General features: G+C 64.3%; 11 protein-coding genes. 6 read left to right on the top strand and 5 right to left on the bottom strand.

Translation table 11 applies throughout. The features are described 5' to 3' along the window. Window positions 1–110: 110 nt before the first annotated feature. The 4 genes from F7D09_RS06540 to F7D09_RS06525 form a co-directional block, all read right to left on the bottom strand. The gene (locus tag F7D09_RS06540; protein ID WP_152234603.1) at window positions 111–734 is read right to left on the bottom strand and encodes a YceD family protein; all 624 of its coding nucleotides are present in this window, start codon (window positions 732–734) and stop codon (window positions 111–113) included. Between the two features lie 68 nt (window positions 735–802). Continuing rightward, entirely contained in the window at window positions 803–1,771 is a 969-nt protein-coding gene (locus tag F7D09_RS06535; protein WP_376862927.1) for an ATP synthase subunit B family protein, read from the bottom strand. A gap of 141 nt (window positions 1,772–1,912) precedes the next feature. Continuing rightward, window positions 1,913–2,410 carry a pantetheine-phosphate adenylyltransferase gene (gene coaD, locus F7D09_RS06530; RefSeq protein ID WP_152234602.1) on the bottom strand — a complete coding sequence of 166 codons (498 nt, stop codon included), beginning with the start codon at window positions 2,408–2,410 and terminating at the stop codon, window positions 1,913–1,915. Window positions 2,411–3,606: 1,196 nt separating this feature from the next. Continuing rightward, window positions 3,607–6,102, bottom strand: a complete 2,496-nt coding sequence (locus tag F7D09_RS06525) for a LamG-like jellyroll fold domain-containing protein (protein WP_152234601.1) — start codon at window positions 6,100–6,102, stop codon at window positions 3,607–3,609. Window positions 6,103–6,491: 389 nt separating this feature from the next. Here F7D09_RS06525 and F7D09_RS06520 point away from each other — a divergent pair, with 389 nt between their 5' ends. Continuing rightward, window positions 6,492–6,782 carry a DUF3039 domain-containing protein gene (locus F7D09_RS06520; protein WP_193312366.1) on the top strand — a complete coding sequence of 97 codons (291 nt, stop codon included), beginning with the start codon at window positions 6,492–6,494 and terminating at the stop codon, window positions 6,780–6,782. 291 nt (window positions 6,783–7,073) lie between these two features. Here F7D09_RS06520 and F7D09_RS06515 read toward each other — a convergent pair whose 3' ends face one another. Next, entirely contained in the window at window positions 7,074–9,323 is a 2,250-nt protein-coding gene (locus F7D09_RS06515; RefSeq protein ID WP_152234599.1) for an ABC-F family ATP-binding cassette domain-containing protein, read from the bottom strand. A gap of 288 nt (window positions 9,324–9,611) precedes the next feature. Here F7D09_RS06515 and F7D09_RS06510 point away from each other — a divergent pair, with 288 nt between their 5' ends. The 5 genes from F7D09_RS06510 (at window position 9,612) to F7D09_RS06490 (ending at window position 13,458) form a co-directional block, all read left to right on the top strand. After that, window positions 9,612–9,935: a hypothetical protein gene (locus F7D09_RS06510; RefSeq protein WP_152234598.1), complete on the top strand. Its 324-nt coding sequence runs from the start codon at window positions 9,612–9,614 to the stop codon at window positions 9,933–9,935. A gap of 140 nt (window positions 9,936–10,075) precedes the next feature. Then, the gene (locus F7D09_RS06505) at window positions 10,076–10,747 is read left to right on the top strand and encodes a hypothetical protein (RefSeq protein ID WP_152234597.1); all 672 of its coding nucleotides are present in this window, start codon (window positions 10,076–10,078) and stop codon (window positions 10,745–10,747) included. A gap of 11 nt (window positions 10,748–10,758) precedes the next feature. Further along, entirely contained in the window at window positions 10,759–11,490 is a 732-nt protein-coding gene (locus tag F7D09_RS06500) for a hypothetical protein (RefSeq protein ID WP_152234596.1), read from the top strand. A gap of 91 nt (window positions 11,491–11,581) precedes the next feature. After that, entirely contained in the window at window positions 11,582–12,250 is a 669-nt protein-coding gene (locus tag F7D09_RS06495) for a response regulator (RefSeq protein WP_193312364.1), read from the top strand. After that, window positions 12,226–13,458, top strand: coding sequence for a sensor histidine kinase (locus tag F7D09_RS06490; protein ID WP_152234594.1), 1,233 nt, complete (start codon window positions 12,226–12,228; stop codon window positions 13,456–13,458). The genes F7D09_RS06495 and F7D09_RS06490 overlap by 25 nt, the downstream gene beginning before the upstream one ends. The last annotated feature ends 29 nt before the right edge of the window (window positions 13,459–13,487 follow it).

Below are 13,487 nucleotides of genomic sequence, written 5' to 3'. Positions count from 1 at the left end.
GTGTCTGGGGCGGTGGATTGCCGTGCCGCGGGGGTTGGGGAGGCGGCGGGTGGCGCTCCCCCAGTCAGCTTCGCTGACAGCCCCCTCCACCGAGGGGGCCGAGGACAGGACTACTCGCCTTTGGATTGTTCTTCGGCTTCGAGCTGGGCTTTGAGGCCGGCGAGGGAGGCGAACCGCAGGTCGGTGACCACGTGACGGTGGTCGGGATGCTCGTTGAGGTTCACGCCGCATTGCGGGCACAGGCCGAGGCAATCCTCGCTGCACAGCGGCTGCAACGGCAGTTCCTCGACCAGCGTGTCGCGCAGCAGCGCCTCCAGATCGGCGAACGCGCAGTCGCGGCTCAACGGATACACGTCCTCCGACTCCTCCTCGCCGGCGATGATCTCGACCTCATGATCGTCGTCGCGCCCACGTCCGCCGCGGCCATGCTGGTCGTCGTCGGCGTACGGGAAGAACGCGGTCACGTCCACACCCCAGTCGCGTTCGATCGGCTTGAGGCATCGCGTGCATTCGGCCGTCACCGGCGCGTCGATGTGCGCGGTCAGGATCAGGCCGTCGACAATCGAGTCGAACGAGCCGCGGACCGTCACATCCGCGCCTTCCTTCACGCCGATCACGTCGTCGCCGATGCCGCTGGGCGCGGGGAACACCGCGTCGATCGGCTTGGACTGGCCGGGCCGCGACGCCACCTGCGCCACGCTGACGGCCCATGCGGAATCTTCAGGTCGTGCCATTGCTTGTCTCCTTATATCGGTTCGTCTCAGTATCCGTCGTCAGTATCCTCGTCAGCGTCCGCCCTGCGCTACTGCTCGTCAGGGTAGTCGCTCTGCTCGAGGTGCGGCATCCGCTCGGCGGCCGCGCGCTGACGCTCCTGCAGCACGTTGAGGCCCGCTTGCACGTCGTTGCCGAGCTTGTCGAGCTGCTCCTGCAGCCCGGTCATCACGGTCGTGCAGTATTCGTCGGCGCCGTTGGTCAGATGGTCGGCGCGAGCCTGCGCCTTGTCGAGGATCGCGCGCGCACGCTGACGGGCCTTGTCGGTGATGTTCTCCTGACCGACAAGGATCTGCGCCTGCTTGTTGGCCTCCTGCACCAGGTCTGCGGCACGGCTTTGCGCGGATGCGACGATCGCGTTGGCCTGCGTCTGCGCGGACTCCAGCCGGCGCTCGGCCTCGCGCATCAGCGCGGACGCGCGTTCCAGCTGCACGGGGAGCATCTTCTTCAGCTCGTCGAGCTGGCCGGTGAACTCGTCACGGTCGACCCGCACCATGCTGGGCGCGAAAATGCTGGTCTTGGCCGCCTGCAGCGTCTCCTCCATCGCGTCGATGATGTCGTACACGGTAGTGAACTCGTCGCGCGACTTGGCCTCCTCCGGGCTGATGGCAGGGTCGGGGTTGAGGGTCTCGCGCAGGTCGGGCAGCTGGTTGATCGGGAACGTCGGCTTCGGCGGACGGGCATAGTCGGCCGCGTCGGCGTCGGACTTTGCCGTGTCCGTCCGCGTGGCGGACGCCTTGGCCGCGCGGGAGGCGGGTTTCGAGGCGCCCGACCAAACGGACGGAGCGCCCTCGAGCCGTTGGGCGTCCGCATATGTCATGCTGTAGGCGTCGGTCGATTGTCCGACCGAACCGTCGGTCGTGACGGGCCGCTGCGACGTGCCGGTCGACGCAACCGTCTCGCCGGCCGCGCGGACCTCGCCGGTCGCGATCGGGCCGGTGCCGGCAGAACCGGTGCCGTCGGCCGCGGAATCCATATCGCCGTTCATTGAGTCATCCATCCTTGCATCCCCTGCCATTCATGCGCTGTCAATGCCGTATCGCATCCATCATAGCGAACGCGCGGTGATATCATGACCCGCATATTCCACAGGAAAAACCGCGCAAACCGCGTGAATTGCGGGAAACACGGAAGGGGCCGGTCAGGCCTCGCCGCGCTCGCGGCGCAACGCCTCGTCAAGCAGCGGGATCACGCCGTCGGGCACCATGCCGGTCACGTCGCCGCCGTGCCGGGCCACGTCCTTGACGATGGAGCTGGAGATGTGCTCGAGCACGGGATCGGCGGGCAGGAACAGCGTCTCGACGCCGGCGAGCTTGCGGTTGACGAGCGCCATGCCGAGCTCCGCCTCATAGTCGCCGTTCTGGCGAAGGCCCTTGACGATGACCGTCGCGCCGACGCGCTTGCAGTAGTCGGTGATGAGGCCGGTGGTGCTGGCGACCTTGACGTTCGGGAAGCCGTCCGCGTCGAGCGCGTGCCGGATGATGTCGACCCGGGTGGATTCCGAGAACATCGGCGTCTTCGCCGCGTTGATGGCCACCACCACATGCACTTCGTCGAAGAAGCGGGCGCACCGTTCGATCACGTCCAGATGGCCGGCGGTGACGGGGTCATACGAGCCTGGGCAAACTGCAATTGTCATAGGGTATAGCCTACCGCGGGTCGCCGGACAGTGTCGCGGTGGGGAGGCTCGGCGGCGGAACCGGATGGGAGAGGATAGTACTGGGAAATGCCGTCCTCCGATGGCGTTGCTCCCGGCGGCACCCCTCCGGCACCGTTTCAATAGCGGCTCTCGCCGAGCGACGTTTCGCCGACGCCAATAATTACGGGAATCGCCCCTGATGGCCGTAAATCCTTGCACTGGGCATTACACGGGGCAGATTCAATGAATTGGTCCGAGAGCCACTATGGCCTCGCCACTCCATCCGCTGCCAGGCCAATGGGACGCGAGGCGAAAAACAGCCGATTTCAGGCCGTGTCCCAATGACCCTTGGGACACGAGGACATGCAACCGTTTACACCACGTCGCGTCCCACGAAATCGTGGGACGCAAGCCCCGAAACACCCGATTTCAGCTCCGCGTCCCAATACCCCATGGGACGCGAAGCGAAAAACCACCGATCCCGAGCCGCATCCCAACCAACCGTCAAGCCTCCGGGCGGAGTCGGCGCAGCTTATTCTCCATACCGCCTTCAATACATTGATTTGGCCGCGGGACCAGAAGAATGGGACTGCGCTGAACACATCACCACCATTTGTCTGCCGACGCAATGCCGCCCGCTACCCGAATCGGCTTGTTTTGACGCCTATTCCGGAGTAGACGGGCAGCGGCTCAAGTACAACGCAAATACGGCGCATTCGCGACCTATGAAAATGGCTTCGTTCCGCCATTCGCCATTACGCCGTATCATCCCATACTTCGGGTGATGCCCGCCTACTCCGGAATAGGCTCGAAAACAGGCCGAATCCCGCATAGCAAGGCCCGCGACCGGCCCGAAATGACACTGGCACGGTCCATAATCACCCACAATCGGCCGTATGCGCAATGCCACCGTGAAACCAATGGATCATGCAACCAACGCAGCCCGCGCAACCAAAGCGACGCAGCGTCGACGCACTGCCCCGACTTCCGGCCAAGCGCCTCACACGCGACCGTGCAGCATGGCGAATGGCCACCAGTCCAGCCCGCCCGTAGCCAACGGGAAACGCCCCCGCAATGCGGACACCGAAAGACCCACACCGGTGACTTGCAGACATGGAACCGAGTCAGCCCCCTACAGCGCGGGTACCGAATGATACCGGACACTGCAAGGGGCTGACTCGAATGGCTGTTTTTCGCTAGCGACGACGGTTGACCGCGGCGAGCGCCACGGCTCCGAAGGCCAGGGCCAAGGCACCGGCCCCCGCGATCAGCGCCACGTCGGCGCCGGTACGGCCCAGCTCCTGCGGCTTGCCGCCGTTTGCCGACGCGCCGGCGTTGCCGCCCTGACCGCCGCCGACACCCGGCTTGCCCGGCTTGCCCGGCTTGCCCGGCTTGCCCGGCTGGCCACCCTCACCCGGCTCACCCGGCTTGCCCGGCTGCTGGCCGCCGTTGTTGCCGCCCTGCTCACCTTCGGTCGCCTTCTTGTAGGCGGCCGCGAGCTTGCCGGCGAGCGTGCTCGCGTCGGATTCGGAGCCGAATTCGGCGCGCACGTCATCCGGCAGCGACCGGAACAGCGCGTACAGGTCCTTGACCGCGGCCGCGTCAGCCGCGCCCGCACCAGCACCCGAGCCCAGCCCTTCGATGCCGCGCACCACGCGCACGACCTTCTGCTGCTGCTCGTAGCCGGCGGAGTGCTTGTACCCGGCGAAGCGGGTCGCGTAGTCGAAGTCCTGGCTGTACTCGTTGCCTTCGCCGGTGAGGAAGTTCACGTCGAAGAACGAGCGTTCGGAGTCCTTGAGCGAGGCGGAGTACGGCGAGTAGGTGCGCATGGTGAGCTTGTTGTCGGCCTCGTCGAATCCGACGTACTGGAAGAACGCGTTGCCGCCGTTGTAGCCGAACTGGTAGTCGGCGAGCAGGCCGAGCACCGGGTTGCCGGCGTCGTTGGTGAGCGTCATCTGGCCGGAGCCGTGGTTGTGGCCGGAGTACATCATGAACACCTGGTTGTACTTCTTGACGATGTTCCAGATCTTCGAGCCGGCGCCTTCGCGGTCGCCGTTCTCGCCGTTGTAGCCGCGGTCGGTGTCGAGCGCGATCTGGTTCGGGTGGGAGTCAGAGCACATGAAGATGTCGTGGCTGACGACCACGGTCGGGTTGTCCGGGTGGTCCTTGAGCACCTGCTCGAACCAGCGCATGTCGTCGTTGCTGGTGGCGGACGAGTTGCCGGTGACCGCGCCCATGTCGATGTTGACGACGAGGTACTGGTAGGAGCCGTTGTCGACGGTCACGTACGAGGACATGCCGTCGGGCGAGTAGGTGAATCCGTTCGCCTTCTGCTTGGCGCCGAACGCGCTGTCGGGCCCGAAGTAGGTCAGGTAGTTGCTGGCGACGCGGCCGCCCGGCCAGCCGTAGCCGCGCGCGCTGCCGTTGTAGTCGTGGTTGCCGGGCTGCTCGAGGAACGGGATGCCGGTGTTCTGCAGGCGGTCGAAGAACAGCTTGGAGTACTCCCACTGCTCGATGCTGTCCCAGTTGTCGACGATATCGCCCAGCGAGACGATGTTGGTCACATGCTGGGACTTCGCTTCAGCGTCAAGCTGGTCGATGGCCTTGTCCATCACGTCCGGCACCCAGCGGATCGTGTTCTGCGTGTCCGGCAGGAACGTCATCGTGTTGACGCTCGGGTTGGCGAGCGTGAACCGGTCGTTGGTGCCGTACTCGCCGATCATCTCGGTCGGGTTCGGGATCACCCACTCGGACTGCTGCACGGCGCCGCGCGAGAAGCGCACCTCCTGCAGGTTGCCGCGCAGGAACTTGTCGAAGTCCTCCTGGTTGTAGTGCGCGGTGTCGTACGTGTCGTTGTAGAACGCGGAGCCGATGCGGAAGCGGCCGTCGGTCGGGTCGGCGTACAGGCCGTTGCCGTTCTTGTTGATGTTGCGGAACGCCTTCGCGCCGTTCGTGTAGGTGACGACGTTGGTGCCGTCGGAGACGATGGCGATGTGGTACCACACGCCGCCGTGGTCCATGGTCACGCCCCAGCTGGTGACGCCGTTGTTCGGGTCGTCGGTGTTCATCGTGGACTGGTTGTCCGCGTTGGCGGCCTTGAACTGCGTCTCCTTGCAGTTGGAGACGGCGAGGCTCATCGAGCCCATCTCGTGCTCGTCCATGTTGCTGTTCGTCGACTGGCGGGCGGCGATGCCCATCCAGGCGTCGGTGCCGGCGTTGAAGTCGTCGGGCAGGTAGTAGACGAATTCGAGCGTGTAGCCGTTCCGGAACGTCTCCTTGTTGATGGGCGCGCCGTCGACGGTGATGAAGTCGGCGCCCTTGGGGTCGCGCTGTTCGTGGTTCTGCTTCTTGTGCGCGAGGTCGCTGTCGCCGTTGAGTTTGAGGCTGCCGTTCGCGTCGCCGTTCATGGACTTGCTGTCCCATGAGATGTAGTCGCTGAGCTTGTAGTCGCCCTTGCCGTACGTCTCCATCCGCAGGTCGTTGCCGTTGCCGGACGCGTCCTTGATGACCACGTTGCCGTCGTCGATGCTGCCGGTGGAGTTCGTCTTCTGGAACTTCCAGTCGGCCACGACGTCCGGCTTGGCGGCGTTCGCGGTGTCCGCCGCGGCCGCCGCGTAGGTCATGCCGGCCGGTGCGACCATGGCCGCGACGGCGAGCGCCGCGAGGCCGATTCGTTTCATGTGCGATGCCATACCTGTATCTCCGTTCTTCCCTGTACTGCTTTGGTTGATTGGTGATTGTTGCGTATTGGATGGCTGGCTTGCGCCGTGACCACGATACGGATGGTGCTGTGTGGCGCGGCGGCTGTTTCGTTGAGATTTCGGCGGGCGTTCACGACCTGTTCGTCTTGTTGGCGCGGCGTTCGTGCAGGGTTTGCGCGGCGGTTGCGGCGGGTGTGGCTGCGCGGGGTGGGGAGTTGCGGCGGCATGCGACGGTGTGCGACGGTGTGCCGGTAACAGGGGACTTCTATGATGGGTGACGGTACGATGTCGGGTCTCGTTTGGCGGGGCGCGAATTTGGATGATGGAACGGAGCGATTATGGCGGTTGCAATGGATGGGATGCCGATGATGGCGAGTGTGATGGAGGCTGCGGATCTGGCCGATCCGGTGTCGCCGCTGTCGAGCCCGGACCAGGCGACGGGCACTGCGGTGCTGGAGCGCCCGCAGACCGAGGAGCAGACGAACCGTTCGGACGACGGGGATGCGGACCGTTTCGCGCATTACGTGTCCCGTGACCGCATCGCCGAGTCGAAGATCACCGGACGGCCGGTGGTGGCGCTGTGCGGCAAGATCTGGGTGCCGAAGCACGACCCGTCGCAGTACCCGGTGTGCCCCGAGTGCCGTCGCATCTACGAAGAGATGATGCACTGAGCGCCATCGCACGGGCGCGGGCGGCAACCCGGGCAGCGTGACGCCTAGCCCGGGCAGGGTGACGCGCAACCCGATCACGGTGACGCGCAACCCGGACACAGTGACGTGATACGCGCGACCTCACACGACATCCGCGTCACTCTGCCCGCCCGAGCACAGTGACGCACCCGCGAAAACCATTGAAAACACTGGGATTCACAGGCCGCGTCACTCAGCTCGCCCGAGCACAGTGACGCAGTATCACCTGCTTGACAGCGCCAGCCGCACGCAAGCAATCCCGCCCGGCAAACGCTATTCGATCTTTTCGGAAAGCTCGAGCCATTCGGCTTCGAGGTCGCCGGATTCGTCGTTCACGGCCTGCAGCTGCTGGTTGAGCTTGTTGAGGCCCTCATAGTCGGACGGGTCGTGCGCGGCCATCTGCGCTTCGAGGTCGGCCTTCGTCTCCTCCAGCTTCGCCAGCTTGCGTTCGATGGCCGAGACGCGCTTGCTTGCATCATGGAACGCCTTGCCGGTGAGCTTCGGCGCAACATCATCAGCCGACGAGCCCGCGCCCGCACCGGCGCCGCCCTGTGCGGCATCGCCGGCAGACGATCCGCCCGCAGCAGCAGTACCAACACCAACAGCCCCCGCGCCGCCCTTGCCGGCACCCCGCCCGGCCCCGCCGCGCGAGCCGGTCCCGGCGATACCGGCCACATCCTCGGGCAGCCCCTTGCCGTTCTTCAGATCCTCGACCATGTCGAGGTAATCCTGCACGCCGCCGGGCAGATGCCGCACCTTGCCGCCGATGAGCGCGAACTGCTGGTCAGTGACGCGCTCGAGCAGGTACCGGTCGTGCGAAACCACGATCAGCGTGCCCGGCCAAGTGTCGAGCAGGTCCTCCATGACGGCGAGCATGTCGGTGTCAAGGTCGTTGCCCGGCTCGTCCATGACGAGCACGTTCGGCTCGTCGAGCAGGATCAGCAGCAGCTGCATGCGTCGCTTCTGACCGCCCGACAGGTCGCGGATCGGCGTCATGAGCTGCGCGGACTCGAAGCCGAGCCGCTCCATCAACTGCCCCGGCGTGACCTCCTTGCCGTCCACGATGTAGCTCGGCTTGTAGCGCGAGAGCACTTCCTTGATCTTGTATTTGCCGAGCTTCTCCAGCTCGTCGAGCCGTTGCGAGAGTACGGCGAACTTGACGGTCTTGCCGATGTTCACATGCCCGGCGGTCGGGGTGAGCGTGCCGTCGATGAGCTTGAGCAGCGTGGATTTGCCGGCGCCGTTCGCGCCGACGATGCCGAACCGGTCGCCGGGACCGATCAGCCAGGTCACGTCGTCGAGGATCTCGCGGCCGGCGACGGTCACGCGCTGCGCGGCGGACGTGACTTCAGGCTCGACCGACTCTTCGGTGACGCCCTGTCGCGCCGCCTTCGCCTCGGCTTCGGCCTTCGCCGCCGCGGCCGCCGCGACGGCCTCCGGCACGCCGGCGTCCACGAGACGCGGATCGGCGAGCGTGTCGACGGCGACCTCAAGCGAGCCGTGCAGCTGCGGCTCGGCGTACATGGGCGGGACCACGTCGACCTGAGAGGCCGACTTGCGCGGCTGTGCGGCGGCATCAGCGGACGTGCCCGCACTCGCAGCATCACCGCTCGCCGCACCCTGCTCGTGCGCGAAGATCTGCGTCACGTCAATCAGGTCGACCACCTGCTTGCCAAGCCGGGACGTGGCCATCTGCTTGAGTTCGAGCGTGTTGCGCACGGGCGGCACGTCGGCGATGAGCTCACGCGCGGCCTTCACATGGAACTTCTGCTTGGTGGAGCGGGCGCGGGCGCCGCGCGACAGCCAGGCGAGCTCCTTGCGGGCGAGGTTGCGGCGCTTGGTCTCGCGCACGTCGGCCTGACGGTCACGTTCGACGCGCTGCAGGATGTACGCAGAGTAGCCGCCCTCGAACGGGTCGATGAGCCCGTCATGCACCTCCCACATGGATTCGCACACCTCATCGAGGAACCATCGGTCGTGGGTGACGAGCAGCAGCGCACCCGAGCCGCGCGACCAGCGGTTCTTGAGATGTTCGGCAAGCCAGTGGATGGTGACCACATCCAGATGGTTCGTGGGCTCGTCAAGCGCGAGGATGTCCCAGTCCTTGAGCAGCAGGCGGGCGAGATCGGCGCGGCGACGCTGGCCGCCGGACAGTGAGCCGACGCGCGCGTTGAGGTCGATGCCGCCGAGCAGCGCCTCCACGATCTCACGCGACTTGTTGTCGGCCGCCCACTCGTAATCCTCGCGGCCTTCGAGCGCCGCCTCGCGTACGGTCGCGTCGTCGGCGAGCGGGTCACGCTGGTCGAGCATGCCGAAGGTGAGACCGTTGCGTTTGGTCACGCGGCCGGAGTCCGGCTCCTGCGTGCCGTTGAACAGGTGGAGCAGCGTGGACTTGCCGTCGCCGTTACGGCCGACGATGCCGATGCGGTCGCCCTCGAACACGCCTTGCGTCACGTCGGTGAAGATGGTTTTGGTGGCGAAGGCGAGCGAAACGTGTTCCAATCCAAGATCATAAGTCGGCATGATTCACCAATGTAGCGTGGCCGGTGGGCATGTGGCGAACCTGCGGCGCGATAGCGGAGGCGGCGATGAGGAATTTCGCCGGCGTACCCGTTTTGGGTATATACACGGCGTGTCGCGGATTTGCGGGGTCTGATTTTCCTCTACGCTGAAGGTACCCGCACGAGAGGAGTGCGGATGACCTGCCTTCTTCATGACGCCGATGACGGCGCCCCCAGTAAATCCCATCCGTCAGCCATTCGATTCGATTCAGCATTGGCCCTATCCAAGGAAGGAGGTGAATCCGCCGCTATGACCAAGAAAGGCTCCATGAGAAAACGCCTCTCCGCGCTGGCTGCCGCCGCGGCCTGTCTGATGGCCATCGGCGTCGCGCCCGCCGCGAACGCCTGGTATAACAGCGGGGAGCGCAACGACTCCTACATGACCGGCCTGTGGAAGTACAACTGGACACACTCGTACGCGACTTGTGCTGCGGGGCGTGCCCAGTGCACGGCCGAGGCCATACAGGACGTCAACAACAAAGACATCAAGATTGCAGTGACGCGAGGCTCGTCCGTTATTGCGGAAGCATACGGCATCGAGCAGAACGTGCATGACAGTGCGAGGCTCTACTGAGTAGTCCACGCACAATGAGGAATGGCTGCCGAGAGTCCAAACTCCTAGCAGTCATTCCCCTTGATTAATGGAGGTGGACAATGGGTGCGAAGCTGTCATTAGTCCTCGGGACACGCACTCTCACAGCCGCCCTCTGTTGCGTGGCGCTTGTCGCGGGATTGGCTGGTTGCGGTTCATCTGGTTCTCGTGGTGACGCACGTGGGCAAGGCGCGAGCGAGCAGGAGGCGATTGAGTACCAGCTGTCCGGCCTGGGCGAGAAACGGGCGGAGTCGATGGGCGAGTTCATCGACTCGCTGATCAAGGATCCCGCGACCACGGAGAAGGCCAAAGGGATTCTCGAACGCGCCAAGCGGGAAGGCGGCATGTCCGCCACGGACTACGAGCGGTCGTGGGCCGACTATAAACAGTGCATGCTGGACCGCGGCTACAAGGAGATCATCCTCATCAAATACCCCAACGGGATCTACCGCGAGGCGCCCCTTAAAGTTAGCGGCACGAACGAGCAGACCGCGAGATACGTGGAGGACATGCGCTCGTGCATGAGCGACTTGTTCCCGTTAATCGAGCTGTACGGCGCACAGGTCGGCAACCCGAACCTGTATGCGAACAAATCGGAGGCGATCGTGGACTGCTTGCGCCGCAACGGGGCCGTCCCGATGAGCTACACGGTGAACGACTATGCGGCCGACAAGGCGAAGGACGACTACACGAAGGCCGGCATCGATGTGCGCGACATGAAGGTGCGCGAATGCGAGGTCGCCAACAACTGGTTCAGCAGCTATCCCGGAGATACTCGGGAAGCCCCTTGGTAAAGGAGTCCGTCATGAGCATGACAGCACGTTCCGTTTTCTCCACGCTGGCCGCGGTTGCTTGTTGTGTGGCGCTTGTCGCGGGGTTGGCAGGCTGCGGCTCGGCCGGCTCGAGGAAGAGCGAACGCCGGTCGGGCGTGAGCGGGCAGGAGTACGTCGGCCACCAGCTGTCCGGCCTGGGCGGCAAACGGGCGGAGTCGTTGGACGCGTTCATCGACCAGCGGATCGCTGCCGCGGAGGAGAAGGGCAGTGAGAAGGCGGTGGAGGTCCTCAAGCGGGCGAAGGCCAACGGCGGCGTGTCCGCCTCGGACTACGAGGCGCTGTGGATGGGGTACAAGCAGTGCATGCTCGACCGCGGCTACAAGGAGATCATCCTCATCAAATACCCCAACGGCATGTACGACGAGGCGCCCTACTACGGCACCGGCACGCCCGAACAGGAGGACAAGCATACCACGGACATGGGGTCGTGCATCACGGACACGCTTCTGGTGGATGAGGTCTACGGCATGCAGGTCGGCAACGTGAACCTGTACTCGAACCCGTCGGAGGCTATCGTGGACTGCATGCACCGCAACGGCGCCGCACCGATGAGCCACACGGTGAACGACTACGTAAACGACAAGGCGACCGGCGACCCGAACAAGGCCAGCATCAACGTGCGCGACATCAAGGTGCGCGAATGCGAGGTCGCCAACAACTGGTTCAGCAGCTATGACGACGACGTACACGAACACCTCTGGTAGCGTCCGCGTGTCCATGTTCCGTGGTCCGTAACACGTCATGCCCTCTTCCGGTGTACCTTGGTCTCCAAGGGAAGGAAGTGGGGTGGCGCATATGACAGAACAACTGGAGTTCGCCGAATACTGCGGCAACTCGACCGTGGCGATTGTGGACAACGACAAGAACTCGTCGCAATTCATCGTCAACTCGATTCACGAGCACATACCCCTCTGTTCCGTACTGTGGACCGACACCGACGGCAGAAACGCCATTGACCTCTGTCTCGACAAGTCGACGGCACCCGATCTGCTGTTGCTGGACATGTCGCTCGAAGGAGTGCAGGGTCCGTCCGTCTGCCGCCGCATACGGCGCCGGGACGGCACGGTCAAGATCCTCGCCATCAGCAGCTTCAGCCTGAACAGCTATCGTCAGGTCATACGCGATGCGGGCGCCCAAGGCATAGTCAGCAAGAACAATATCCGCCTGATGCTTGAGACGATGATCTGCCTGCTGGTAAAAAGCCCGGCATTGGAAGGGTTCGAATCCGCAATGACCGCGCACGTGCGCATCAGTCATGAGCCAAACGGCAGCAGGCTGACCGTACGCGAAGAAGAGCTGCTCGACTATGTTGCTGCCACCGGCGCATCGAACGAGGACGTCTCCGCACGGTTCGGCATTTCGGTCGAAACGGTACGCAAGCATCTCAACCACATCATCCACAAGCTACACGTCACGAATCTGCTGCAGGCGGTAATCTCATGGCGGAATACACGGCACGAATAGCGCATGTCTTCAGGTGCCTTGCGCAGCGGATTGATGCGGCGACCGCCGCCTGGCCACGCGCGCGTATCGTCATCGCCGTCGTCGCGGAGATCCTGTTCGCGGTGGAATGGTGGGAGACCGTTCCCGTGGGCCTGCCGGGAACCCTGATCTGCTGTTGTCTTGTGGCGTCCATACTGCTGCTGCCGTTCAAACCGGCTCTGACGGAGGCCTTGGCGATAATGCTTGATGTGGTGTCATCCGTCATGGCAAGAGACGCCGCGACGCCCACTGGCACGACGGCCATGCTGTTCGCGCTTGGATTCATCGCCTACGATTACGGCGTGCGGCCGGCAGCCGCAACCTACGCCGTCATTGCGGTGCAGCAGATTTCGCTGGCGTTCCGCTGGATTCCGGTCCGCTATCCGCCATCCGTCAACGAGTCGGCCGTCATCATGCTCGTCTACGCATTGGCCGCGCTTGCGGGATTCGGCGTACGCTGGCGCGAGAGTGCCCAAGCCAGCTCGGCAAAGGAACAGGCGAACATGCAGCGTCTCATGATGCTTCGGCATGATGCGCGGACCGCTGCCGAGCTGCATGACGGTCTGACCGGCGAACTGTCGCTGATCGCCCGCACGGCACAGCAGGCCATGGCCGAAGAGAACGACCCTGACAAAGTCGAGTTATGGCGGCAAATCGACGGCTATGCGCGGCAGGCGTTACGGCAGTCGCACGACATCATCGACCGGCTGTACGGCAAGCCGCGCCGCCCGAGCCGTGACGTGCAAGCCGATACGATGACGTTGCAAGAGATACTGGACCGGCACGACGGCGAACTGCAAGCGGCCGGCTTGGACGGCCATGCGCTGTTGCAGGTCGGCGCTCACGACAACGCGGCCAACGACCGTGATATGTCACTCTACGGCGGCCTGATCAACGAAATCTATGCGAATGTCAGCCGTTACGCCGCATCGTCATATGAGATTTCCATTGTATGGAGCAGCCGCGGTCTGGAGATCACGGAAATCAATGACTTGCGCCGTGGCATGACCGATGGTGCGGTGCCGGATACGACCGGCATGGATGAGCTGGAGGCGACGGACCTGCTGCTGGAATCCGGCAGCGGACTGCGCCACTATCGGCAGATGGTGGAGCAGCGCGGCGGGCGGTTCCTCGTGAGCACGGAGCATGGCATGTGGACGATGTTCGTGCTGATACCGCCGCTGCGGTGAGTCGCATCACGAGACTCTGATTGTGCCGC

The organism is Bifidobacterium leontopitheci (assembly GCF_009193355.1).
Classification (GTDB): Bacteria; Actinomycetota; Actinomycetes; order Actinomycetales; family Bifidobacteriaceae; genus Bifidobacterium; species Bifidobacterium leontopitheci.
This window is presented reverse-complemented; position numbering and strand designations above follow the sequence as displayed.